The organism is Sedimenticola sp., assembly GCF_050289425.1.
Lineage (GTDB): Bacteria > Pseudomonadota > Gammaproteobacteria > Chromatiales > Chromatiaceae > Sedimenticola.
In genome coordinates this window covers 33512-58373 of sequence record NZ_JBNKFS010000019.1, presented here as the reverse complement: position 1 = coordinate 58373, position 24862 = coordinate 33512, and the positions used below count along the sequence as shown (strand labels likewise).

The 24862-nt window shown below is 58.0% G+C and carries 22 protein-coding genes; 4 read left to right on the top strand and 18 right to left on the bottom strand.

Translation table 11 applies throughout. The features are described 5' to 3' along the window. Positions 1–20 precede the first annotated feature (20 nt). The 7 genes from tldD to ACQY5R_RS13585 form a co-directional block, all read right to left on the bottom strand. Entirely contained in the window at positions 21–1463 is a 1443-nt protein-coding gene (gene tldD, locus ACQY5R_RS13615) for a metalloprotease TldD (protein WP_428609400.1), read from the bottom strand. 131 nt (positions 1464–1594) lie between these two features. Further along, positions 1595–2416, bottom strand: a complete 822-nt coding sequence (locus ACQY5R_RS13610) for a carbon-nitrogen hydrolase family protein (protein ID WP_428609399.1) — start codon at positions 2414–2416, stop codon at positions 1595–1597. 241 nt (positions 2417–2657) lie between these two features. Then, on the bottom strand, positions 2658–7004 hold the full coding sequence (locus ACQY5R_RS13605) for a YhdP family protein (RefSeq protein WP_428609397.1): 4347 nt from the start codon (positions 7002–7004) through the stop codon (positions 2658–2660). A 10-nt stretch (positions 7005–7014) separates the two neighbouring features. After that, positions 7015–8469: a ribonuclease G gene (gene rng, locus ACQY5R_RS13600; protein WP_428609396.1), complete on the bottom strand. Its 1455-nt coding sequence runs from the start codon at positions 8467–8469 to the stop codon at positions 7015–7017. Positions 8470–8480: 11 nt separating this feature from the next. After that, positions 8481–9065, bottom strand: a complete 585-nt coding sequence (locus ACQY5R_RS13595) for a Maf family protein (RefSeq protein ID WP_428609394.1) — start codon at positions 9063–9065, stop codon at positions 8481–8483. A 242-nt stretch (positions 9066–9307) separates the two neighbouring features. After that, positions 9308–9778 (bottom strand): 23S rRNA (pseudouridine(1915)-N(3))-methyltransferase RlmH, encoded by a 471-nt coding sequence (rlmH, locus tag ACQY5R_RS13590; RefSeq protein ID WP_428609392.1) that lies wholly within the window; start codon positions 9776–9778, stop codon positions 9308–9310. A gap of 482 nt (positions 9779–10260) precedes the next feature. Then, entirely contained in the window at positions 10261–10839 is a 579-nt protein-coding gene (locus tag ACQY5R_RS13585) for a beta-class carbonic anhydrase (protein ID WP_428609391.1), read from the bottom strand. A gap of 209 nt (positions 10840–11048) precedes the next feature. Between ACQY5R_RS13585 and ACQY5R_RS13580 the strand changes: the two genes are divergently transcribed. Beyond that, positions 11049–12644, top strand: coding sequence for a sigma 54-interacting transcriptional regulator (locus ACQY5R_RS13580; RefSeq protein ID WP_428609389.1), 1596 nt, complete (start codon positions 11049–11051; stop codon positions 12642–12644). 7 nt (positions 12645–12651) lie between these two features. Here the strand turns inward: ACQY5R_RS13580 and ACQY5R_RS13575 are convergent, their stop codons facing one another. From ACQY5R_RS13575 to leuS, 8 genes are all read right to left on the bottom strand, one after another. Further along, the gene (locus ACQY5R_RS13575) at positions 12652–12879 is read right to left on the bottom strand and encodes a hypothetical protein (protein WP_428609387.1); all 228 of its coding nucleotides are present in this window, start codon (positions 12877–12879) and stop codon (positions 12652–12654) included. A gap of 136 nt (positions 12880–13015) precedes the next feature. After that, a complete protein-coding gene (locus ACQY5R_RS13570; protein ID WP_428609385.1) occupies positions 13016–13987 on the bottom strand; it encodes a helix-turn-helix transcriptional regulator in 972 nt (323 codons plus the stop codon). A gap of 44 nt (positions 13988–14031) precedes the next feature. Continuing rightward, on the bottom strand, positions 14032–14391 hold the full coding sequence (gene rsfS, locus ACQY5R_RS13565; RefSeq protein WP_428609384.1) for a ribosome silencing factor: 360 nt from the start codon (positions 14389–14391) through the stop codon (positions 14032–14034). Between the two features lie 72 nt (positions 14392–14463). After that, entirely contained in the window at positions 14464–15078 is a 615-nt protein-coding gene (gene nadD, locus ACQY5R_RS13560) for a nicotinate-nucleotide adenylyltransferase (RefSeq protein ID WP_428609382.1), read from the bottom strand. Positions 15079–15117: 39 nt separating this feature from the next. Continuing rightward, positions 15118–16389, bottom strand: a complete 1272-nt coding sequence (locus ACQY5R_RS13555) for a glutamate-5-semialdehyde dehydrogenase (protein ID WP_428609381.1) — start codon at positions 16387–16389, stop codon at positions 15118–15120. Positions 16390–16474: 85 nt separating this feature from the next. After that, positions 16475–17452 (bottom strand): DNA polymerase III subunit delta, encoded by a 978-nt coding sequence (gene holA / locus ACQY5R_RS13550; protein ID WP_428609380.1) that lies wholly within the window; start codon positions 17450–17452, stop codon positions 16475–16477. 59 nt (positions 17453–17511) lie between these two features. Continuing rightward, positions 17512–18012, bottom strand: coding sequence for an LPS assembly lipoprotein LptE (lptE, locus tag ACQY5R_RS13545; RefSeq protein WP_428609378.1), 501 nt, complete (start codon positions 18010–18012; stop codon positions 17512–17514). Between the two features lie 43 nt (positions 18013–18055). Then, positions 18056–20656, bottom strand: a complete 2601-nt coding sequence (gene leuS, locus ACQY5R_RS13540) for a leucine--tRNA ligase (protein WP_428609377.1) — start codon at positions 20654–20656, stop codon at positions 18056–18058. A 282-nt stretch (positions 20657–20938) separates the two neighbouring features. On the opposite strand from leuS, the gene ACQY5R_RS13535 reads away from it, so the two are divergent. Continuing rightward, positions 20939–21469 carry a zinc ribbon-containing protein gene (locus tag ACQY5R_RS13535; protein WP_428609375.1) on the top strand — a complete coding sequence of 177 codons (531 nt, stop codon included), beginning with the start codon at positions 20939–20941 and terminating at the stop codon, positions 21467–21469. Positions 21470–21622: 153 nt separating this feature from the next. On the opposite strand, the gene rpmG is transcribed toward ACQY5R_RS13535, so the two are convergent. The 3 genes from rpmG to radC form a co-directional block, all read right to left on the bottom strand. Next, positions 21623–21778 carry a 50S ribosomal protein L33 gene (rpmG, locus tag ACQY5R_RS13530; protein WP_029133651.1) on the bottom strand — a complete coding sequence of 52 codons (156 nt, stop codon included), beginning with the start codon at positions 21776–21778 and terminating at the stop codon, positions 21623–21625. A gap of 12 nt (positions 21779–21790) precedes the next feature. Further along, entirely contained in the window at positions 21791–22027 is a 237-nt protein-coding gene (gene rpmB / locus ACQY5R_RS13525; RefSeq protein WP_428609374.1) for a 50S ribosomal protein L28, read from the bottom strand. Between the two features lie 211 nt (positions 22028–22238). Next, positions 22239–22916 (bottom strand): RadC family protein, encoded by a 678-nt coding sequence (radC, locus tag ACQY5R_RS13520; protein WP_428609372.1) that lies wholly within the window; start codon positions 22914–22916, stop codon positions 22239–22241. A 130-nt stretch (positions 22917–23046) separates the two neighbouring features. Between radC and coaBC the strand changes: the two genes are divergently transcribed. Together coaBC and dut are read left to right on the top strand one after the other, a co-directional pair. Continuing rightward, a complete protein-coding gene (gene coaBC, locus ACQY5R_RS13515; protein WP_428609370.1) occupies positions 23047–24261 on the top strand; it encodes a bifunctional phosphopantothenoylcysteine decarboxylase/phosphopantothenate--cysteine ligase CoaBC in 1215 nt (404 codons plus the stop codon). A 23-nt stretch (positions 24262–24284) separates the two neighbouring features. Then, entirely contained in the window at positions 24285–24743 is a 459-nt protein-coding gene (gene dut, locus ACQY5R_RS13510) for a dUTP diphosphatase (protein ID WP_428609369.1), read from the top strand. Positions 24744–24862: the final 119 nt, after the last annotated feature.

Here is a 24862-nt window from a genome sequence, read left to right as displayed (position 1 = left end):
GGGTTTTCTCAATCAAGGGTTCAGGCGCTGGTGCCGCCGACGGTGAGGTTATCTATCTTCAGGGTGGGTTGACCGACGCCGACGGGGACGCTCTGGCCATCTTTGCCGCAGGTGCCGACGCCGGCATCCAGTTCCAGGTCATTGCCGATCATGCTGACCCGGGTAAGCACCTCCGGGCCACTGCCGATCAGGGTGGCGCCGCGCACCGGACGCGTCACCTTACCGTTCTCGATCAGGTAGGCTTCACTGGCGGAGAAGACGAATTTGCCTGAGGTGATATCCACCTGACCGCCACCAAAATTGACCGCATAGAGGCCTTGCTTGACCGAGGCGATGATCTCCCCCGGGTCATGCTGGCCCGGTAACATGTAGGTGTTGGTCATGCGCGGCATAGGCAGGTGGGCATAGGATTCACGACGACCGTTGCCGGTGGAGTGGCTACCCATCAAATGGGCATTATGCTTGTCCTGCATATAGCCTTTCAGTCGGCCGTCCTCGATCAGTACGGTGCATTGAGAGGGTGTACCTTCATCATCCATATTGAGCGAGCCGCGCCGACCCGGCAGCGTGCCGTCGTCTACCACGTTACAGCCGTCGGCAGCGACTTTTTCGCCGATTCGGCCGGAGAAAGCGGAGGTGCCCTTACGGTTAAAGTCCCCTTCCAGTCCGTGACCGATCGCCTCGTGTAACAGGATGCCCGGCCAGCCGGAGCCCAGTACTACGGTCATGCTGCCCGCGGGTGCATCTTCGGCATCCAAATTGACCAGGGCCTGGCGTACCGCCTCGCGGGCGTAACCCAGGGCACGCTCCTGGTCTATGAAAAACTGGAATCCTTCGCGAGCGCCGCCGCCGCTGGAACCCTGTTCGCGACGCCCATCGGACTCCACAATGACATGCACATTGCAACGTACGAGGGGACGTACATCGCCACACAGGGTGCCGTCGCTGGCGGCCACCATGACCACGTCGTGGGCGGCTACCAGGCTGGCGATCACTTGCTGAACCCGGGGATCCTGTCGCCTTGCTTCGGCGTCCAATTTACGCAGGAGATCGACCTTCTCGTCTTCGGTCATAGTCTCCAGAGGATTGAGTGGGGTGTAGAGCTGATGCCGCGGCGTGGTGCGACTGAGCCGGGTCTTGCCGTGGCTGCCGGCCCGGGCGATCGCCCGAGCGGTCTTTCCTGCTTCCAGCAGGCTCGGCAAGGCAATTTCATCGGTATAGGCGAAACCGGTTTTTTCGCCGCTGATGGCACGTACCCCGACACCTTGTTCAATGTTGTAATTGCCATCGCGGATGATGCCATCCTCCAGCACCCAGGATTCGAGTCGACTGGACTGAAAATAGATATCAGCGGCGTCGATCTGCGAGGTGAGCAACTGATCCATCACTCGGTCAAGATCGCTGTCGCTGAGTGAGGCGGGGGCGAGGAGGGTATTGCGTGCGATTTCAATGGTGTCTGACATGCTGGTAGCTTGTTAATCCTGTGGTTGCTGAGCCGTTACGGTTGTCGGGTTGTGAGCTTTTTCTCGGCTCCCGATGAGGGGTTTTCCGGCTGAGGCGCGTGTCACCTGTTAGGGTAGACAGCGCCAACCGGTTAGAGTTTTCGGTGGTTGATGGTCGGGAAATTGCGACGGAGCGAAGCGAGGTAGCCCAGATCCAGTTTGCAACTGACCGAACCGGTGCCGCGTGGCACCTGGGAGAGGATGTTTCCCCAGGGATCCACGATCATGCTGTGGCCGTGTGTTTCCCGTCCGTTGATATGAAATCCGCCCTGCGCGGCCGCCACGACATAGGAGAGGTTTTCGATCGCCCGCGCCCGTACCAGGGTATCCCAATGGGCTTTGCCGGTGATGGCGGTGAAAGAGGAGGGCATGCAGGCAATCTCCATCCCTTTGTCCAGCAGGCGGCGAAACAGTTCGGGAAAACGCAAGTCATAACAGACCGCAATGCCCAGCTTGCCGAACGGTGAGTCAAGCACGACGATTTGGTCGCCGGGCTCAATGGTCTCGGATTCGACATAACGTTCGTTGGCTTCGATCAGGTTGACATCGAACAGATGTATCTTGTCATAGCGGCCAACCCGTCTGCCCTGGTCATCGTAGACGATGCAGGCAGCACGCACTTTGCTATTGTCGTGTGCCTCCAGCGGAATGGTGCCACCCACCACCCAGATCTCATGTCGCTTGGCCAACTGGCTGAGAAATTCCTGCAAAGGTCCGTCATGATCAACTTCCCGCAGGGCGCAGAGATCTTTGTCATGTTTACCCATGAAGGCGAAATTTTCCGGTAAGACTACCAGCCCGGCACCATTCTCTACGGCCTCGGTGACCAGCCGTTCCGCCTCCAGTAAGTTGGCGCTGACATTGGGTCCGGTGGCCATCTGAATGGCGGAAATTCTGTTTTTTTCTCTGCTCATGTGTAAGCGTGTTTCCTGGTTAATCAAAGACTGCGATCAGATAACGATCTGATCGGAGCATAGCATTAACCCTTACTGCGGACCAAGTAGGGGCAGACCCCCGTGTCCGCTCAAAGGTAGTCTGGCAATTGCTCCAAAATAGCCGCCCATTTCTCTGATCGTATTTACGGTGCCTTTTGGGAATCTGTTGTGTCACACGCTCCCTGATAAGGGGGATCGGTGGGTTCTGTGCGGCTGTCGTTCAGGGTTTGTCCGGCGCTGTCTCAGGATAGGCCGGGCCGGTGGGTTTGATTTTATCCAGTAGACGGGAAAAGAACCCCGAAGGCTTATCTTGCTCGCTTGGCGAAGCAGCCGGATTTGGGGTACTAGGGCTGGGTTGTGTTTTCGACCTGTTGTTTTGACTGTCTGTGGACGGGGTGGTGGTGGGTTCATTCTCGGCGGTATCTGACTTGTTTTGCTCCAGTGCCTGACTGGTGCCCTCTGGGTTGTTACCTGTTTTTGGGGTCAGAACCGGATCGTCCCAACTGCCGGTTGCCATATATTCCAGGCGGGTAACCCGGTCGATGGAATCGCCTACCAACTGCTGAGCGAGAAACAGGGCGGCCCCTACGGCAGGCCCGCCAGCGATGGCGCCGGCCAATGGTATGCTGGAAGAGATTTTGGGCGTGATGGTGACCAGTGCGTCGAAATCTTCATCACCCAGGCCGATGCGGCCGGAGAGTTCGATGTTGGCCGACGGTCCCTTCATGCGGAAGTCGTTGGTGAAGGCATCCCCAGTATCCAGTATGAAGTTGCCCGCGATACTGTCATAGGTGAAACCTTTTTTGAAGATATCACTGAAATCGAGCGTCAGGCGACGACGCAGTGCTCCCAGGTTGAACAGGCCAAATAGTCGTCCCACACCCGGATCGACCTTCAGAAAGCGTCCCTTGCCGATCTGCATGCTTAACTGGCCGCTGAGTAGACGCGTGCTAAAATCAATGGGTGATCCTTGCCAGTTCAATCGGCTGTCGATCTCAACCGGTGCACCATCAATATTATTCGACAATTTAAGATCGCTGAGTACGCTGCCCAATTCACGGCTGGAGAGAGAGATGTCCAGTTGCGATTGGGATGACAGCGCTGTGTCGGCTTGCCAATTGCCGGTAGCGGAGAGCTGCAGGCGTTCCGAGTTGAGTGAAAGGGTCTGCAGTGCCAGTGAGTTACCGCGATGCTGGGTGATCAACTGCAGTGTACCGAACGGTTTGCCGTTGATGATGACTTCCTTTGCCTCGGCTTCAAGGGCCGGTATTCGGTTCGGATCGAGCGGTTCATGCGGTTGAGCCGGCGAGCGCTGTGGGTGACTGAACAGGCTGTCGTCCAGACTCAGATCCAGGCGGTTTAAAGTCAGCTTGATCGGCGCTTGCGGTAGCTGTTGCGGAATGGTGATCTCCCCATCAAACCGACTGCTGCTGAAGCGGCCCTGCCAGCTTTGGTTCTGTTGTGCCAGGTCCAGATTGAATGCATCGACCGATGCCTGCTTGAAGCTCAACTGGTCAGCGGTCAGGATCAGGCGCTCCAGGGGTACTGTATCTGTAGCGGTTGTGTGGTTACCCAGCAGTTCCAGCCAGGGGTCCAGACGTAGCTTCTTCAGTTTGGCGCTGACTACGCCGGGCGGGGAAATCTTGACGGGGATGCGAACCGCTCCATCCGCCCAGTCGCTGACCAGGTTCCCTTCCCAGTGGGTGTCTCCCCGATCCAGGTCAAGGCTTACCTGATCGGTTTTTTGTTCACCGATTTCCAGTTGGTCAATCGTCAGTGATACGTGGTTAAGCGGGGGCAGTGTGATGTCGCCGGACTGCGTCTGGAGGCGGTCAACCCAAGGCTTGAGTTGCAGTCTCTTTAGTCGGCCGGTCAGTTCAATGCCCGGCTTTTGCGGAAGTGTGGCCCGCTCTCCACCGAGCACGATGCCCCCCCGAGTCAGCCGCGGTTGTTCGGGGTGGCTGCGATCGACAGCCAGGGCCATATCCAGTTGCTCGTCATAGCGGATATGCAGCTGTTGTACCGGTTTGTTGTCAATCCGGGTCTCCAGCAGCAGGGGGCGTACGGCCTGCGGTTTCTTGCCGAACGGTGCGGGTTGATCGATGCGAACGCCGACCAAGTCCGAATGGGCGCGCAGCGGCACCGGCGCGTTGGGTCCGGCGGCGATATGGGGGATATCCAGATCCAGTGTCCAGCGACTACTGCCAGTGACGAAGGCGGCTTGCTCTAAGGCCGGGAACTGCTTTTGCAACGTGCTCACCGGCACATTGCCGGTGGCGCTGATGCGGGTGGCATGGCTATTGGTTTTTGGGGTTGAGACATCGACCTTGATCGGCAGATCAAACGCTTTCCCGCTGATGCCGGTGGCATAGATATGGTCCTGGTCGAACTGCAGATCACCACGGATATCGTTGAGAGATATCTGCCAGGGTGCCAGGTGCAGGGTGGAGTCCATAAATTGGAGTCGCCCATCCAGTTTGAACGGGGAACCGTCATCAACCGGCAGCTTGAATGCGATCTCCAACTGCGATTCACCCTCGCCCTCAAGGCCTTTGACCAGTGAGGCAAAATCGTGCTTCAGCGGTGATTCTCTCAACAGCCGCAACGTGTCGTTGAACGGCCCCTCCACACTTCCGTTCAGTTCAAGCGGTGAAGTGCGGGCCAGCTCATCAATCCGGGCATGGGCGGCGGTAAGGCGGCTATCCAGAATTTCGCCGCCGCTGACCCAGGTATCGAAGCTGTTGTTCAGGAAGCGTACATCGGCGCGGACCTTATTCAGTGCCGGCCACTCCGGCCAATAATCGAGATGGAGGTCCTCTACATTGAAAAATACTTCAAAGCGTCCGCTCGGTCGTTTTTCGAAGGGAAAATCGGACAGTGGACCTCTCACCAGTACGCTCCCCTCGGTGACATGGCCAGTGCCGATGCTGCGGTCCAGCCAAGCGACCACGTCCTTACTCATAATGCCGGTTGGCAGGTATTTATGTGTGGTGGTGGCGTCGCCATCCCAGAAGTCGCTTTGCAGATCCAGAAACAGCGGTTCCTGATCCGACTTGGGGAGGGTCATGCGCAGGCGGCTTAGTGAATGAATATCGTCATTTTCCGCCAACAGGCGCTCGCTGGCGATAGCCAGGTCACCATTTTGTTGGCGTTGCCAGCTTAGATCGCCCTGCACCCGCTTGAGTATCAGCGGGTCCCGGAATAGGTCGGCGAAGGTTACGGAGACCTCGTCCCCATCAACGGAGAGGGTGCCATGCCGATCATCCATCCAGAAGGCCAGTGGCAGATTATGCACCCCAGGCAAGCCTTGCCAAGGCTTGGAGGTGAAGTCGGTTATTTCGCCGCTGGCTGACCAATTGGTACCGTCTTCGGTTTGGCGCATGTCGATGCGTAGATTGTTCAGGCTGCCATTTGCCTCCACCCGCTTTAACATCTGCTCTATATTGCGGTCCGGAAGCGGGAACAGGGTGCTGATGGCATGGATATCTTCCAGCCTCAGTCGGCTGCTTCCGCCACGCAGACGCCAGTGACCTTGCGGGTCCCGTTGGGCGATGAGGCCAATCTGTGATTGGGGCCAGTTTTGGCCGTTGCGTTGGACTAGCAGGTTGACCAAATCCAGTTGCCAACCGGCCGGTTGTCGTTGTATCCGGAGAGTGCCCGAGGCCCGATCCAGTCCCAAGGTGTTGCTTCCTTGTTCCTGATTCGCTGTCTGCCGGGTGATGGCGACCTGTTCCCACTCCGTGGTCCCTTCCAGATTGATCAAACCATCGTGATCCCACTCGCCCCACAGCTCGATATCCGCCTGGCGGTTGCTAAAGCGGTAGGTGTCTGCCACGCGACGGTTGAGCAAAAAGGCCAGGTCGATGCCACTGCTGCGCATATAGCTGCGGGCGCTCCAGCTATCGACCTGATTCAGTTGTCCGCGCAGGTCGATGGCCAGTTCAAGTTTTCCCGACTGCTCGCCGGGCAGGCTGATACTGCCGTTAAGTTGATGCCGGCTGCCACCGTTGCGCAGATTCAGGTCAACGTCGGTGAGTCTGAGTGGTGGGACGTTGACTGTCTGGTCCTCCCAGATCACCTCGCCCTTTTCCAGGCTGAGATGGGTCGGCAACAGGAACGCTGAGCTTCCGTCGCCTTGATTGAGTTCAGCCAATTCATCCAGATTGCCGATGGTGATGGCACCGTTTGGCCGGCGTATCACCCTGAGCCTGGGGGAGACGAAGGCGACCTTGCGCACCACGGGGTTTAACTGGCGCAAAGAGTCGATCAGCCCGAGGGTGATCCGTACCTCTTTCAAATAGAGTGTGGGTTTATGGCTCCGGGGATCGAATAGCCGCATGTCATAGAGAATCAGCTCGGGACCCAGTCCGCGCCAGTTACCGCGTAGCCGGCCCACTTCAACCGGTTGGCCCAGCAGTTCGCTGGCCCAGTTAGCCACTTCGGTTCGATACTCTTTTGCCAGCGGTGCCAGCAATCGTCCGGAAACGACCAGCAACCCGCCAAGAATGATCAGTAGAATCAGTGATCGCCGGACGGTCCTGACCGAAAAGTGATAGAGACGCTTCAATGCTCAGGTCCTAGATCAACACCACGTCGTAATGTTCCTGGCTATACAGCGACTCTGCCTGCAGCCGTATGGTTTTACCGATAAAGCTGCCCAGCTCCGCCAGGGTGGCGGACTCTTCATCCGTCAGGCGGTCGACCACTTCCTGAGAAGCCAGTACCAACAGCGACTCCACATCGAACTGACGGGCCTCGCGCAGGATTTCGCGGAAGATCTCATAGCAGGTGGTCTCTGCGGTTTTCAGTGAACCGCGACCGCCGCAACAGGGGCAGGGTTCGCAGAGGATATGTTCCAGCGATTCCCGGGTGCGCTTGCGGGTCATCTCCACCAGTCCGAGGCTGGAGACCTCGGTGATGTGGGTTTTGGCATGATCGTGTGCCAGGGATTTCTCCAGCGCCCGCAACACCTGGCGTTTGTGCTCTTCTTCCACCATATCGATAAAGTCGATAATGATAATGCCGCCGAGGTTGCGCAGCCGTAACTGACGACAGATTGCCTGAGCCGCCTCCATGTTGGTCTTGAAAATGGTCTCTTCCTGGTTACGATGCCCGACGAAGGCGCCTGTGTTGACGTCAATGGTGGTCATCGCCTCGGTTTGGTCGATAATCAGGTAGCCGCCGGATTTGAGTACCACTTTCTGTTCCAGGGCCTTCTGGATCTCGTCCTCCACCCCATACAGGTCAAAGATGGGCCGCTCGCCCGGATAGTATTCGATCTTCACGGGACTATCCGGGATTAACTTTTCAGCGAATTGCGTCAGTTTTTTCCAGCTCTCTCGCGAGTCGATACGCAGGCGTTCGACGTCGGCCGTGATCAAGTCGCGCAGTGAGCGCAGGTAGAGCGGAAGGTCTTCGTGGATCATCTGACGCGGTGGCGAAGTTTGCATCCGGTCTTGAATGGCGTGCCAGAGTCGGGTCAGGAAGCGGATATCCGATTTCAGGGTTTCTTCATCCACTCCTTCAGCCGCCGTGCGAATGATGAAGTTGCCGCTGAGTGAGGAGTCGCTAAAGAAGCCGGTGACGATCTCCCGTAGTCGGTTGCGTTCGGTTTCATCCTCGATCTTTTGTGATACGCCAAGGTTGTTCAGCTCCGGCATGAAGACCAGATAGCGCGACGGGATGGAGATATGGGTGGTGAGGCGGGCGCCTTTGGTGCCAAGGGGGTCCTTGACGACTTGGACAATCACTTCCGCGCCCTCGCGCACCAGGGCGTTGATGTTGCTGTCACTGCTGACGGTATCGCCGTTGCTGATGTCCGAGGCATGCAGAAAGGCGGCGCGCTCCAGGCCGATATCGACGAACGCAGCCTGCATGCCGGGCAACACGCGACATACCTTTCCTTTGTAGATATTACCGACCAATCCCCGGCGCTGGGTGCGTTCAATAATGATCTCTTGTACCACGCCGTTTTCAATCACGGCGACCCGGGTTTCGGGAGGGGTAACATTGACCAGTATCTCTTCACTCATGGAAAATCTCTTCATTCATGCAAGGGGGGGATGCCCACCCGCCGTAGCAGATCACCGGTTTCGAACAGGGGCAGCCCCATGACACCGGAGAAACTCCCCTCCAATCTGGTGACGAATAGGGCGCCCTTACCCTGAATAGCATAGCCGCCCGCCTTATCGGCCGGTTCACCGCTCTTCCAGTAGGCGATGGCCTCTTCCTCGCTGATGGCACGAAAATGGACTTGGCTGACACTGAGACGGGTCTCCTCCTTTTGCCCTATCAGGGCGACGCCGGACAATACCTTGTGGCAAGTGTCGGAGAGCTGCATCAACATCTCGATGGCATCTTGCCGATCCCGTGGTTTGCCCAGAATCCGTTGGTTGACCACCACCGCGGTATCGGCGCCCATCACCGGCAGCGGTGTGCGCTGGGAGGTGGCTTGCCGGCCAGCCCGGGCCTTCTCCAGCGCCATGCGGATGACATATTCCGCTGGCGCTTCGTGCGGGCGCGGGGTTTCATCGACGGTGACGCCGATCACAGTGTGGTGGACCCCGATCTGCATCAGGAGTTCACGCCGACGTGGTGAATGAGAGGCAAGGTAGATCGACGGCCGCATGGTTAGCCTGTATTTTCTGCTTCTGGATAAACCGGTTGTAATGCTAACGGTGCACTATTTATTTTTCTCATTCAGGCGAGGATTCTGTAACGACCTGCCTGGAGATCCTTTCGGCCTCAGCCATTAACCCTACACCAGTGTGAAAATGAAAGACAGTAAAGAATGTCCTAGGGATTATCGGGTTGCGAGCGGTGTCGCGTCTGCCGATTAAGTGCCGCCGCCCGAGCGCCCCGCCCCATGTTTCAAGCGCGATGGTAGGGATGGTTGCGTAACAGGCTCCAGGCGCGATAGAGCTGCTCCGCCAGCACCACCCGCACCAGCGGGTGGGGCAGGGTCAGCGGCGACAGGGACCAGCGGCCGTTCGCCTGCGACAGGCAGGCCTCCGCCAGACCCTCCGGACCGCCCACCAACAGGGCGATATCCGGGCCGGCCCCCATCCACTCGCCCAGTTGGTCTGAAAGCTGTTCAGTGTTCCAGCTCCTGCCCTGGACATCGAGTGCAATAATGCGACAACCTTTGGGGATCGCCTTCAGCATCCGCTCGCCCTCTTCCCGGATGGTGCGTTTCACATCGGCGCTTTTGCCCCGGTGGCCCGGTGTGATCTCGATCAAGTTTAGAGCGCACTCGGCAGGCAGGCGCTTGGCGTACTCCCGGTAGCCCTCCTGAACCCAGCGGGGCATCTTGTTGCCAACGGAGATGAGGTGAATGATCATGGGCGGGTGGGTTGTTTCCTGGCGGTGCGGTGATCCCTTGATTAGGTCGTTGTTCCCGGTTGACCGTGAATAGGAATCACCGGTTTGCTGATGGTTCGATACGGCTTCCGTGGTGCCCATCTTAACCCAAACCCCCTGCATGATTCAGTTCCATGTGTCGCCTGTCCGGCAGACTGTGACAACCCAGTCAACACTTATCCGCGAACGGTCTTTGTCACCGATGGCAATGAAAATCTTGAGGAACAGGTGCTCGATGGCCCGACGGACGGGGTCTTGCGCCGGAACAGGTCCAGGGCTGGATGCAGGGCTTATATTGAATTTCTGGGGAGCGCCATGGAATTTGTACTCCCCTTAACCCTGATGGTAACGCCGAAGTCGTGATGCACCCTTCGCTCCAGAATGATTACGTCCCTCAATCCGGATGCGGTGGAGTTTGGAAAAAAGGCCCCGGCAGACGGGGCCTTTCCCAAGTGGGATTTGACTCAGACGGCGCCTACGACAGTGGCCTCCGTTACCTCGATCAGCTTGCCGGACTTGCAGTCGTAGAGATAGCCGTAGATGGGGATCTCGGGCGGCACCAGTGGATGCTTGCGCACGCGGATGACATCTTCTACCACGCTCTTGGCATTGTCCGCGATGGTAAGCCAGTTGATGTAGCCCCCCTCCGGCGAGCCGGGGCCGGTTCCCGTGTCATGCCAGCCGTTGGCATCGACGGTGGCGGTCTCCAGGCTGCTTTTGAGCAGGCCGGTCATGATCTCGTTGGTGAAGGTCTCCATGCCGCAGTCGGTGTGGTGAATGATGAACCACTCCTGCGTGCCCAACAGTTTGTACGAGATCACCAGCGAGCGAATGGCGTCGTCGCTGGCGCGCCCGCCGGCGTTGCGGATCACGTGGGCATCGCCCTCCGCCAGTCCGGCAAATTTGGCCGGGTCCAGGCGCGCATCCATGCAGGTCAGAATGGCAAAACGCCGACCGGGCGGCATGGGAAGGCTCCCTTTGTCACCGAAATCTCCGGCGTAACGGGCGTTGGCGGAAAGCACCTCGTCTTTAACTTGGGACATTGATTTCTCCTCATCATATTGTGGTTATGTAGGCCGGCACAAGGCTGGCCCGTTTCTTGTTGCAATTAAAAGGCCAGCGAGCGACGGCAGAAAAATCAGTGACTTAGCCACTGCGTTCCGTAGGTTGCTGAAACCGGGCTTCAGTTTTATGAAGTGTTTCTTCAAAGAGCTGCTACCTTTTGGGAATATTCGCGAAAACGAGAGTGACCATGTCCGATAGCGCCGCTTTTGCCGACCTCACGCCGGAAGAGTTCCTGCAGACATTCATCAACGAAGCGCGCCGCATTGCGCCCTTTGCCAGTTGCAGCAGCCTGCAATCCTTCATCCAGCAGATCGTCTTCAAGTCCAGTGCCTGTTGGGAGGAGAAGTACCGTGAGGTAGAGCGGCTGACCGGACCACTAACCCCGGATCGGTACGCCGAGCTCATCGTGTCGCTGAAAAACAGCATCGGCGGCGAATTTAAGGTTGTATCCAGTGACCGCGGGCAGGTACAGATCCATGCCGATCGCTGTCCCTTCGGTAGCCTGGTGCATTCGGCCCCCGGACTCTGTCACATGACCTCAAGCATTTTCGGCGGGGTAGCCGCGAGAAATTTCGGTTATGCCAAGGTGGAGCTGCAGCGGCGTATCGCCCTGGGCAGCCAGAGTTGCGATATCTGTATTCACCTTGACCCGGTCAGCGCCGAGACGGTGCTTGGGGATGAGTATTTCAGCGACGGGCATCAGGTCATCGCCGAGGTACGGGCGCCGAATGAGCTGCAGCGGATTATCGAGCAGCGCCTGCATGCGCTCTGGACCCATGACTCGGGAGGACGCGAGCTGGCCCCCGTGTCGGAGCGGCCGCGCCTGGTAGCGGAGAGCCCGTCCATGCGGACCCTGCTGCGGGCGGTCGAGAAGATCGCCGACACCCGCGCCACCGTACTGCTCAGCGGCGAGACGGGCGTGGGCAAGGAGGTACTGGCCAAGTCCATCCATGGTATGTCGTCCCGGCTGCAGAAGCCCTTCGTCGCGGTGAACTGCGGCAGCCTGCCCGCGGATCTGGTGGAAAGCGAACTCTTTGGTCACGAGCAGGGGGCCTTTACCGATGCCAAGTACCAACGCCAGGGGCGCTTCGAGAGGGCCGATGGCGGGACCCTGTTTCTGGACGAAGTGGACTGTTTGTCACCCAAGGCGCAAGTGTCGTTGCTGCGGGCTTTGCAGGAGGGGCGCTTCGAGCGGGTTGGCGGACATCGGACCGTCGCCTGCGATGTAAGGGTGATCGCCGCCAGTAATCGGGATTTGGCGCGGCTGGTCGAGCAGGGTGAGTTCCGCAAGGATCTGTTCTTCAGGTTGAACGTGGTGCCGCTGCACATTCCGCCTCTCCGGGAGCGGCGCGAGGATCTCGCACCGCTGGTAACTATGTATCTGGAACGGTTTTCCGAACGCTATCAGTCACCGGTGAAGGAGGTGTCTCCCGCAGCCATGCGCACGCTGGAGGCGCACCCGTGGCCCGGAAACATCCGTGAGCTGGAGAATGTGCTGGAACGCTCCCTGTTGTTTGCCGGGGACGATGTCATTTGCCATATCCATCTGGATCTTGTGCCTCAGGCGGCGCGCGAGGTTGGCGGTGCTGTCGACCTTCGGGCGTTGAAAAAGAGCGCGGCGGATGAGGTGGAGCGTCGTATCCTGCATGAGCATCTGGAACGCAGCAGCGGTGACGTCCGCGCAGTGGCGGAGGCGCTGGGCATGACGCCCCGGGCGGTATACCAGAAACTTAATTACCATGGATTCGGTAGCGGCCGGGAAGTCAGGCCGGTACAGGAATAGCGCCCGGTCAATCCCCCAACCCGTTGACGCCAAACAGGATCGCCAGGAACCAGAGGATGCGGCGCGGTTGTATGCTGAACCAGCCGACTATCGGCAGCAGGCCAAGCAGGAAGAAGCCGCTGGAGTAGTAGTCACGCGGCAACAACAGCAACGAAATGAGCCAAATGATCAGCCAGAATATAAACAGCAGGCTGAGCAACTGTATCAGTTTTGACAAGTTTTCCCGGGATGACATAGCGGCAATCCATGCGTTGGTCGTCGGGTCCGGGGTTTGGGGACGCGTTAATCAATATTTGTGTGGTGGTCGGTCCCTGCGGCTGCCTGCTGAGGAACCTTGTTCATTATAAAGAACGGGGATCGGTTTGTGTAGCTTATTTTTTCGGGTACAGACGGAGTGCTGCCTGTAATTGATTCCGTACACGCTGGCGCAATGCGTCGGGAGCCAACACCTCGACATCGGGGCCGTATCTGAGGATATCCATAACCAGCTCATCCTCTTTCCCATAAGGAACCTTGAGTTCATAGTGGCCGCTTTCGCTGAAGTGGCCTTGCTGTTGCGGATGCCACATCTCCTTGGCGATCCAGCGAGCGCGTAGCGGCTGAAAACGCAGGTGGGCCGTCTGTTCCGCCTGGCCGGAAAAGATGCCATAGCCAGCTGAAAAATGTTGGTTTAGCTTGGCATCGGCCAACCGTTTGGCCGGCCGGGTCGTGATTCGTGCCGTCTCAATGGCGTCCAGGGCAAATGTGCGTACGCCGTTTCGTAGATGACACCAGGCATCCAAATACCAGTTGTCTCGATAGTAGGTGAGGCGTTGCGCGGAGAGGGTTCTTTCGGTAGTGGTGTCGCTGGCCCGCTGATAGTAGCTGATCTGTAGACGTTTCCCTTGTGCCAGTGCTGTGCTGATGATCTGAAAATGCTCGCCCGCCGGGCGTGAAGCGGCACGCAGGATGCGAATCCGTTGCGACAGGGCTTCGCCGCCCATGTGCTGGGCCTTCAGGAGCAACGCAATGCGGTTCTTCAGCGGTGCCAGTTGTTGTTCCAGCAGTCCGGGCTGAACGTTCTCCAGCAGTTGCTGAACACTCAACAGGGCATGCAGTTCGCTGCTGTTGAACCAGACGCCGGGCAATTCGTACATCCCTTCCTCATCCGGATCGTAATAGTACCCGTTCAGTTCCCGGCTATATTTGATCGGCGCATTGAGATAGAGCCGCATCGCTTCGATGATGCGTTTGGCGGTGGCGCGTGAACACTCCAATTCCTGTTCAATGCGTTGGCGTGATACCGGGTAGCGTGCGGCACTCAGCAGTTTATGCAGATCAAAGATGCGATCAAAGCGGTCCATCGGGCTGGGTCTTGGGGGGTAGGGTTGAGGTCGGTACCGGCGTGTCAGTGCTGATGCGTTTTCTGGACACTGTCTGCCGGGCTGTCCATATCCCACAGCCGCTCCAATTGGTAGAAATCTCTGACCTTGGTTTGCATGATGTGGACCACGATTCCGTTGAGGTCAACCAGCACCCACTCGCCCTCTTTCAATCCTTCGATGCCAAGCGGGTTTTCGCCGGCATCTTTGGCCTTAAAGGCGATGGTCTCTGCGATGGAGGTGACGTGTCGGTTGGAGGTGCCGCTGGCAATGACCATCAGGTCGGTGATGCTGGTCTTGCCTCTGACATCCAGCACTTTAACATCCAGTGCTTTCATGTCGTCGAGTGTGTTTACGATGAGGTCGCGAAGTTTGTCTGTCTGCATATCTCTCTACGCTATGGTTGAAAATAACTACTGCTAATCAATTTTATATTAAAACGGCCAGGGTCACCGGTTTTAGTTCGATTCATAGAGCCGCCGTTGCCGGATCAGCTCGAGAACAGTCTCTGGCAGCAGGTAACGGGGGGACCGGCCTTGTTGCAGCATCTGGCGGATCCGGGTGGCGGAAATCTCGAGCTGGGTAACCGGCAGCGGCAGGATCAGGCCGGACGCCTGTTGGCGGAGTTGTTGCGGATTATGGGTGATGCGTTCGTGGTAGCGGGTCGGTTCCGATTCGCCGGGGCGCTGCATCACGACTAAGTGGGCGAGGTCCAGTATGGTGTCCGGTTGATGCCAAGTGTGGAAGCTGTTAAAGGCATCGCTGCCCAGCAACAGGCAGAGCGTGCGAAGGGGCTGCTCTTGCCGGAGTGATTGTAGGGTATCCAGGGTGTAGGATTTTCCATGCCGCTCCAACTCCCGGGTGTCGATATGAAACAGCGGATTGTCGTCGACGGCGGCATGCAATAGCGCCAGCCGGTCTGCCGGTGAAAGGGCCGGTGCGTTGCGATGCGGCGGATCCCGCAACGGGATGAGTCGGATCTCTTCCAGTTCCAGGGCCTGCTGCACGTCCAATGCGGTGCGTAGATGTCCGTAGTGAACGGGGTCGAAGGTGCCGCCGAGTATGCCAATCATGGTGTGTTTGTTGGCTTCCCCACGGCGGGAAGCCAGCCGTTAGCTGCGAATCTGTCCATCGCCCAGCACGATGAATTTGACCGAGGTGAGTCCCTCCAGTCCCACCGGACCACGGGCGTGGAATTTGTCGGTAGAGATGCCGATTTCCGCCCCCAGGCCGTACTCGAAACCATCGGCAAAGCGGGTGGAGGCGTTGACCATGACCGAGCTGGAATCCACTTCGGTGAGGAAACGGCGGGCCCGGGTATAGTTTTCGGTGATGATAGACTCGGTGTGTCCGGAGCTGTGGGCATTGATATGCTCGATCGCTTCGTCCAAGCCTTTGACAACACGGATCGACAGGATCGGCCCCAGATATTCGGTGTCCCAGTCGGCATCGCTGGCCGGATTACACTCTTCCAGGATCTCTTGGCAACGTTCACAGCCGCGCAGCTCCACCTCATGTTCGGTAAAGGCGGCCGCCAGCATCGGCAGGATATCCTCGGCGATGGCGTCGGCCACCAACAGGGTCTCCATCGTGTTGCAGGTGCCGTAGCGTTGGGTCTTGGCGTTAACCGCGATATCGAAAGCCTTGCCGCTATCAGCCTGGTCGTCGATATAGACATGGCAGATGCCGTCCAGATGTTTGATCACCGGTACCCGGGCATCGTTGGCGATTCGCTCTATCAGGCTCTTGCCGCCGCGTGGGATGATCACGTCAATCGCTTCGGGCATCGTGATCATGGCACCGACCGCGGCCCGGTCGGTGGTGGCGACTACCTGCACGGCGTCACCTGGCAGGCCGGCGCGTTGCAGCCCGCGCTGGATGCTGGCGGCGATCGCCTGGTTGGAGTGGAAAGCCTCGGAGCCGCCGCGCAACACGGTAGCATTACCCGACTTCAGGCACAGGGCGGCGGCGTCTGCTGTCACATTGGGCCGCGACTCGTAGATAATGCCCACCACACCCAGGGGTACCCGCATGCGTCCCACCTGGATGCCGCTGGGGCGGTAGTTCATGTCAAAGATTTCGCCGATCGGATCCGACAGGGCGATGATCTGCTGGATACCCTCGATCATGCTGTCGATACGTGCCGGAGTCAGTTCCAGTCGGTCCAGCAGGGCGCTGTCCAGTCCCTTGGCGGCTCCGGCTTCCATGTCTCGCCGGTTTTCTGCCATGAGGGTTTCGCGGTGTGCTTCAATATCATCGGCAATCGCCTGCAAGGCGGCATTTTTACTGCCGGTAGAGGCGGCGGCGAGGCGCCGTGACGCCGCCCTGGCGCGTTGGCCAAGATCGGTCATGTAGGCGGCGATGTCTATGATTTCGCTGGACATACGGTTCACAATGGTCGGTGTGTGATGGAAACTAGCTGCAGTCTAACAAATTGCACGAGGGTTGGGTGAGCATTTATGTCGCCGGTTATCCGTCCAGCAGCGGAGCCCCAGCCATGCCGGTACAGAGACGTTGCAGCAGCAACCAGGGGTCTTGCCGTTCCTGCCCTTTGATGGCGCGGTCGGTGAGACTGCAGAGTTGCATCAATTGGCGCCACTGGCGGAGATTCAATCTTTGCAATCCCTGGCTCACCAGCGGCTTGCGTTTATCCCAAACTTCGCGAGCGCCGGCGACAACCTGTTGCGGCGAGCGGCCCTGTGCCACCTGTTGGGCGAGGGAGCAGAGGGTGCGTGTTTCCCGCGCCAGTGCCCACAGCACCACCGGCGCGGCGGTGCCTTCCGCTTTCAAACCGTTGAGCATGCGAACGGTACGGCCGACCCGGCCTTCCAGGGCGGCATCCACCAACCCGTAGACATCGTAGCGCGCGCTGTCCGCCACGGACTCCTGCAGGTTTTCCAGCGTAATAACGCCACTGCCGTGCAGCAGTTTAAGTTTGTCGACCTCCTGTGCGGCCGCCAGCAGGTTACCTTCGATGCGCTCGGCTAGCATGGCCACCACTTCGGGGCCGGGGGTGAGACCGGCCTGGCGCAGGCGCTGCTCAATCCAGAGGTGTAGGCGTTGGCCTTCGATCGGCCAAATCTGGATGAATACCCCGCGGGTCTCCAGTGCCTTGAGCCACTTGCTGCTGGCCTGGCCCTTGTCGAGCTTGGGCAGGGTGATCAGTAGCAGGGTGTCTTCAGGGGGGCGCTCGGCATATTCTGCCAGCGCCTTGCCGCCGTCCCGCCCCGGCTTGCCGGAGGGGATACGTAGGTCGATGATCCGTTTTTCGGCAAACAGCGACAGGCTGTTGGCTTCGGCGGTCAACTCATTCCAATCATATTTACTGCCCGCTTCCAGTACATCCCGACCGCTGAATCCCTGGGCCCGGGCGCTGGCGCGGATCGCATCGGCGGTTTCATTCATCTGCAGCGGCTCGTCGCCACTGATCACATAGATCGGTGCCATCCCATTCCGTTGGATGTGGGTTAGTACTTCGTGGGAACGGACTCGCATGGTTTGGCCGGTTACAGCTGTGCCTGCAGGCGACGCATGATCTGGGATGCCAGGTCACGCTGCAGATCGTTGCGCAAGGTACCCTCTTCCTGTTGCTTTCCCAGTACCTGGGTTTCACTGTTCAGGTAAGTGGTGATGGCGCTGACCGACTGTTCCTTGACCAGTTCACGCTTATCGGTGCCTCTCAGGGAGAACTTCGCCCCCTCGTGCAGTTCGTACTCGGCTACATTGCCGTTTCCGTCCACCGATATGACTCGCCGGTCACTGGCGCGGTTGCTGATGGTCAGGATACTGCTGGCCCCTTTGGCATCCTTGGCTACGGGTATATCGCTGAAACTGAGCATTTGAGATAGCTCTCTTCGCAGCAGGTCATATTCACCCAGGCCCTGGATATACACTGGTCCGATATGACTCGGGAGATCCACGCTGCCGCGCAGCTTGAACCCACAGCCCTGCAGCAGGGATAGCGTCCATACGAGTAGCGCTAGGCTGAGAAGTTTTTTGCCGATCATGTTGTTCTCCTGATTCTGCAGACGCGGTCTGCTCTCCTCAATCTTATTTGGCAACGATATTAACCAGTTTATTGGGTACTACGATGATTTTTCGAATCGGAGCATCCCCAATAAACTTGCGTGCGTTGGGGTCGGCCAGGGCCTGCTGTTCGATCGCGGACTGTTCTGCGCCAGCAGGGACTTCGATCTTGGCGCGCACTTTACCGTTCACCTGTACCACATATTGAATGCTGTCCTGGATTAGTGCGCTCTCGTCTGCCTGTGGCCAGGGCGAACTGAGTATCTCTTCGCCAAATTCCAGTTCGCGCCACAGATGATGCGCCATATGGGGCGCAATCGGGCCGAGCAGGCGTAGCACGATGCTGATCCCTTCGCGCAACAGGCGGTCGTCAGCCGGTTCCTCGCCCAGTTTGTACAGGGTGTTGGTGATCTTCATGGCGGCCGACACGACGGTGTTGAACTGCTGCCGGTCGTAGTCAAAACAGGCTTGCTTCAGCGCGGCATGGATTTCACGTCGGGCAGCCTTCTGGTCGTCATTCAGTCCGCTCAGGTCGTCGCCGGCCCCCGTAATTCGCGCCTGCTGATTGTAGGCCAGCGCCCAGAGCCGACGTAGGAAGCGGTTGGCCCCCTCGACGCCTTCGTCGGACCACTCCAGCGACTGGTCCGGCGGTGAAGTGAACATGGTGTAGAGACGTACGGTATCGGCGCCGAAACGGTCAACCAGGGATTGGGGGTCGACACCGTTGTTTTTCGACTTTGACATCTTTTCAATGCCACCGATCTTGACCGGTTGTTCATCTGCCGCCAGTTTGGCGTTGATTACCCGGCCCTTGTCGTCTGTCTCGGTGATCACGTCCGCCGGATTAAACCAGCTTTTTCCGCCATCCTGTTCTTCCCGATAGTAGGTCTCGGCCACCACCATGCCTTGGGTCAGCAGCTTGGTAAAGGGTTCACTGTTGTCGATCAGTCCCACGTCCCGCATCAGTTTGTTGTAGAAGCGGGCGTACAGCAGATGCAGAATGGCGTGTTCGATGCCGCCGATATAGTGGTCCACCGGCAGCCAGTAGCGTGCCCGTTCGTCCAGCATGCGGTCATCGGCGTCCGGGCAGGCATAGCGGGCGAAGTACCAGGACGACTCCATAAAGGTGTCAAAGGTGTCGGTTTCGCGTTCGGCTGCACCGCCGCACTCCGGGCAACTTGTCTGGTACCACTCGGGCATCTTTTTGATCGGCGAACCGCCGGTGGCGTCGAACTCGATATCTTCCGGCAGCACCACCGGCAGTTGCTCTTTGGGGACCGGCACGATGCCGCATTTGTCACAATGGATCATCGGGATCGGTGCGCCCCAGTAGCGCTGGCGAGAAACGCCCCAGTCCCGTAGCCTGTACTGTACCTGTTTCTCGCCCAGTTCCTTTGTATTCAGATCGGCGGCGATGGCATCCACCGCGGCACTGTAATCCAGGCCATCATACTTGCCGGAGTTGACGCAGACGCCGCGCTCCTTGTCGGCATACCACTCCTGCCAGGCGTCGATGGAGAAGGTTTCGCCTTCCACCTGGATCACCGGGCGGATCTCCAGGCCGTAGGTCTGGGCGAAATGGAAGTCGCGTTCGTCATGGGCCGGAACCGCCATGACCGCGCCTTCGCCATAGCCCCACAGCACATAGTTGCCGACCCATACCGGGATCGCTTCGCCGGTGAGGGGGTGGGTGACCGAAATGCCGGTCGGTACGCCTTTTTTCTCCATCGTCGCGAGATCGGCTTCGGCCACGCCGCCCTGGCGGCACGCCTCGATGAAGGCGGCTAATTCCGGGTTGTTGCGGGCCGCGTGTTGGGCCAGCGGATGCTCCGCAGCCACGGCACAGAAGGTGATACCCATGATGGTGTCTACCCGGGTGGTGTAGACCCACAACAGCTCGTCCTGGTCATCCAGGTTGTAGGGGAAGGCAAAGCGTACGCCGTAGCTCTTGCCGATCCAGTTGCGCTGCATGGTACGCACCTGTTCCGGCCAATCCTCCATCTGCTCGAGCTCTTCCAGCAGTTCGTCCGCGTAATCGGTGATCTTGACAAACCATTGGGGGATTTCGCGTCGTTCCACCAGGGCTCCCGAGCGCCAGCCGCGACCGTCGATAACCTGCTCATTGGCCAGTACGGTTTGGTCCACCGGGTCCCAGTTGACGATCGAGTTCTTGCGGTAAACCAGCCCCTTCTTGTACAGCTCGGTAAATAGCCACTGTTCCCACTTGTAGTAGTCCGGTTTGCAGGTGGCCAGCTCGCGGCTCCAGTCGTAGCCGAAGCCCAACTGCTGCAACTGGTTCTTCATATAGTCGATATTGGCATAGGTCCATTTGGCCGGTGCCATCTTGTTTTTGATGGCGGCCCCTTCCGCCGGCAGACCGAAGGCATCCCAGCCCATCGGTTGCAGTACATTTTTCCCCAGCATGCGCTGATAACGGGTGATCACATCGCCGATGGTATAGTTGCGCACGTGCCCCATATGCAGCTTGCCGCTGGGATAGGGGAACATGGAGAGACAGTAGTACTTCTCTTTGGACGGATCTTCGGTGACTTGGAAGCTGCGATTTTCTGTCCAGTGCTGCTGGGCTTCAGCCTCGATGGATGCCGGGGTATAAGTCTCTTTCATTGTCAGGGTGGGGTTGCCAATTAATTTCAGGTTGAAACTAGCAAGGATACCTTACGGCAGGGTAGACATGAAGGTATATCGTTGACTCCCGCCTCCTGAAGAGGCCCCTTTTTATGGAAAAGGACAATTAAAGGTGAATAAACCGCGTCTGCCGCCTTGTGTTCTGTGGAACTTGGTGTACAAAGTAATTAAAGGGATTTGTACAGGGACGAGCGCATAATGCGAAGTACAGGGATGTGCGAGAGCCTGTTCGATTTTACCAATTGCAGTTAGGGATGCGTGATGACCAATAAAGACGAGAAAGATCCTGTTGAACGCATGGTGGATGCCTATGAACGCATGCTGGAGTATGTGGATGATGTCATCGGCAAGGCGGAGAAGAATACACTGCCCACCCTGAAGAAAAGTCTTGAGACGGCCCGTGAAAAGGCGGTTGAGCTGAACGAACTGACCCGTGAGGAGGCGGAGAAAATTGCTGCCTACGTTGAGCGCGACATGAAGGATGCGGCCCATTTTCTGGTCGAGACCGGTGAAGAGTTCAGAGAGTGGTTCCGCTTCGACGTCAAACTGATTGAGGGGCGTCTGATGGAGATGTTTGCGACGGTTGCTGACCGGACCCGGCTGGAACTGGAGCGCTTCGCCAATCAGGCGCGGCAGGCGGCGGTGTATCGTACCGGTGAGATCACCGGCCCCGGCACCCTGGTCTGTGAGGAGTGTGGCAAGGCGTTGCATTTCCACAAGGCGGGGCATATTCCACCCTGTTCCCAGTGTCGGGGTACCACCTACCGGCGCGAATCAGAGGGCGCAAGTTGATTTGTTGTCGAGTGTCAGGTTGGCGGGGCGTCGACCTCGAGAGGCTAGCCATGCCAGGGCAGGTACGTTGATGTAGCATTAAAAAACCCGCCTGCGTCGGCGGGTTTTTTGGTGTCGTGGCAGGTTGCGCGGCAGCGGCGTCAAGGAGCCGGATTATTTAATTTTGGCTTCCTTGTACATTACATGCTTACGGATTTTAGGATCAAACTTCTTGATCTCCATTTTACCAGGCATGTTGCGCTTGTTTTTGGTGGTGGTATAGAAGTGCCCAGTGCCGGCACTGGATACGAGTCTTATTTTATCACGCATGGTCTTGTCTCCTTAGACCTTTTCGCCACGGGCACGTATGTCGGTCAGGACCGCATCGATACCCTTTTTGTCAATGATGCGCATGCCGCTTGCGGAGACGCGCAGACGAACCCAACGATTCTCGCTCTCAACCCAGAAACGGTGCTGATGCAGATTAGGCAAGAAGCGACGACGGGTCTTGTTGTGGGCGTGGGAAACATTGTTCCCTGTCACAGGACGCTTGCCCGTAACCTGACACACTCTGGACATGGTTAAATCCTCGAAAAACCTGTTTTTGCGACCCTGATTTTCAGGGTGCTGTGAAATCTGTGTATACCCCCGTTGGGGTGAAGAGGCGGATTTATAGCAAAAAGGTTTTTCGGTTACAAGTTTTTCTTTGCGAGTTTTTTTACCTGGGAGGATTCTGAGCCATCTTGGGTGATCTTGGAATGCTGTTAATTCAACGTGTTATGTACTGTATTTACCCGATTTCACCCAATTCGGCCATCGAGGTGATTTGATCGCCACCGACAATGATGTGGTCCAGCAGCCGGATATCTATCAACGCCAACGCGGACTGGAGTCGATGGGTGATGGTTTTGTCGGCCTGGCTCGGCTCCGCCACCCCGGAAGGGTGGTTGTGTGCCAGGATCAGGGCGGCCGCGTTGTGGCTGAGGGCACGGCGAATCACCTCCCGGGGATGTACGCTGGCACCGTCGATAGTACCCCGGAACAGCTCCTCATACTCGATCACCCGGTGGCGGTTATCCAGAAACAGGCAGGCAAATACTTCATAGGGGTAGTTGCGCAGACGGGATTGCAGGTAATTACGTGCCTGCTGAGGGCTGGTCAGTACGTCGACCCGGTCGAGTGATTCGCGCAGGTGGCGACGGCTCATCTCCAACACGGCCTGAAGTTGGGCGAATTTGGCATTTCCCAATCCGTGGCTGCGACAAAAGTTCTCCTGATCGGCGGCCAACAGGTTACCCAGTCCCTTGTGCTGGTCGAGTAGTTCCCTGGCCAGGTCTACCGCACTCTTGCCGCGCACCCCGGTACGCAGGAAGATGGCCAGCAGTTCCGCATCGGTCAGGGCGCCTGGACCCCTTTGTAGCAGTTTTTCTCGCGGCCGCTCATCGGCTGGCCAGTCGGTAATTGCCATACGCACCTCCCTGTCGTAGTAGGCAATAAAATCATATCAACATTGCAATGCGGGTTCCAGATGCTCCTTCATTCAGTTAATCTTGACGCTCTAAATACCCACATAAACCAGGTTGAGACCGACACCCTTTATGAATGGACTGGCTGGAAAGCGAATTTTACTTGGGATTACCGGCGGTATCGCCGCCTATAAGGCGATAGAGTTGGTGCGTCTGCTCGGTAAATCGGGTGCCGAAGTACAGGTCGTATTGACCGGTGCGGCCAGTCAGTTCGTGACGCCCATGACTCTGCAAGCCGTATCCGGGCGTCCCGTGCGCCAGGATCAGTTTGACCCGGCCCACGAGGCGGCTATGGGGCATATCGAATTGGCGCGCTGGGCTGATATGGTGCTGGTGGTGCCGGCTAGCGCCGGGTTTATGGCGCGGCTGGCGAGCGGTTTCGCCGATAATCTGCTTGCCACGCTCTGCCTGGCCACTGCGGCGCCGATCGCATTGGCGCCGGCCATGAATCAACAGATGTGGCAAAACGCGGCGACGCAGGACAATGTCATGCGTCTGCAGCAGCGTGGTATCGTCCTCTGGGGTCCGGCATCCGGCGATCAAGCCTGTGGTGAAACCGGGCCAGGCCGTATGCTTGAGCCGGAAGCCTTGCTGTATCGAGTGCAGTCACACTTCTCACCAGGGGCGCTGGACGGTGTTCGGGTTTTACTCACGGCGGGTCCGACCCGCGAACCGCTTGACCCGGTCCGATTTATCGGCAATCGGAGCTCCGGTAAGATGGGATTTTCCCTGGCCACGGCCTTTGTGGCGGCGGGTGCCCGGGTGGAGTTGGTCGCCGGACCGGTGGCGCTGGCCACGCCAGCCGGCGTGGATCGTATCGACGTAGAGACCGCCTGTGAAATGGAGCAGGCGGTGATGGACCGGGTCGGCGGTTGTGATATTTTTGTCGGCTGTGCCGCTGTGGCGGATTACCGTCCCGAGCGCATCGCCAATCAAAAAATTAAAAAACATAACGATGAGATGGAAATCCGGCTGGTCCGTAACCCCGATATACTGGCAAGGGTGGCGGCGCGTCCCGCCGCACCGTTCACGGTCGGTTTTGCGGCCGAGACCCAGGATCCCGAGGGATACGCCGAAAAGAAGCGTATCGCGAAGCGAATCGATATGATTGCGGCCAACTTGGTCGGCGCGCCGGAGGGCGGTTTCGAGCGGGATGAAAACGCCTTGACTCTGCTCTGGGAAGGGGGGCGCGAGCAGTTGCCCATGTCCGACAAAAGGCAGTTGGCAGAGCGGTTGGTCGCGGTGGTCGCAGAGCGTTATCTGGCTGCCCGCCATCCCTCACGATAATCGTAGCTAATTGATAATAATTTATGAAAACAGATATACAACTTAAAATTCTTGATGCGCGTCTGGGGAATGCTTTCCCGTTGCCAGCTTATGCCACCGAGGGATCGGCCGGTATGGATCTACGTGCGATGCTGGAACAACCGCTGGAGATTGCGCCGGGAGAGACACACCTGATTCCCACCGGTATGGCTATCCATGTAGAGGATCCCAAGCTGGCAGCGGTGATCTTGCCTCGTTCAGGGTTGGGCCATAAGCACGGCATTGTGCTGGGCAACCTGGTGGGACTGATCGATTCAGATTATCAGGGACAGTTGTTCGTCTCTTGCTGGAACCGGGGTAGTGAACCTTTTCTGATCGAGGTGGGTGAGCGAATCGCGCAGCTGGTGATTATTCCGGTAGTCAGGGCCGAGTTTGAGATCGTGGAAGAGTTTCAGCAGTCCGATCGGGGCAGTGGTGGTTTTGGCCACTCAGGGAGACACTGATCGCATTCAGGCCGTTTGGAATTGCTTACTGGTGTATCGATGATGTAGTACGGTCGAGCAGTAGTAGACGAATCTGGGGTAGTGCAGTGGTATATACCTGTGGTGGGGGAAGTCAGGGA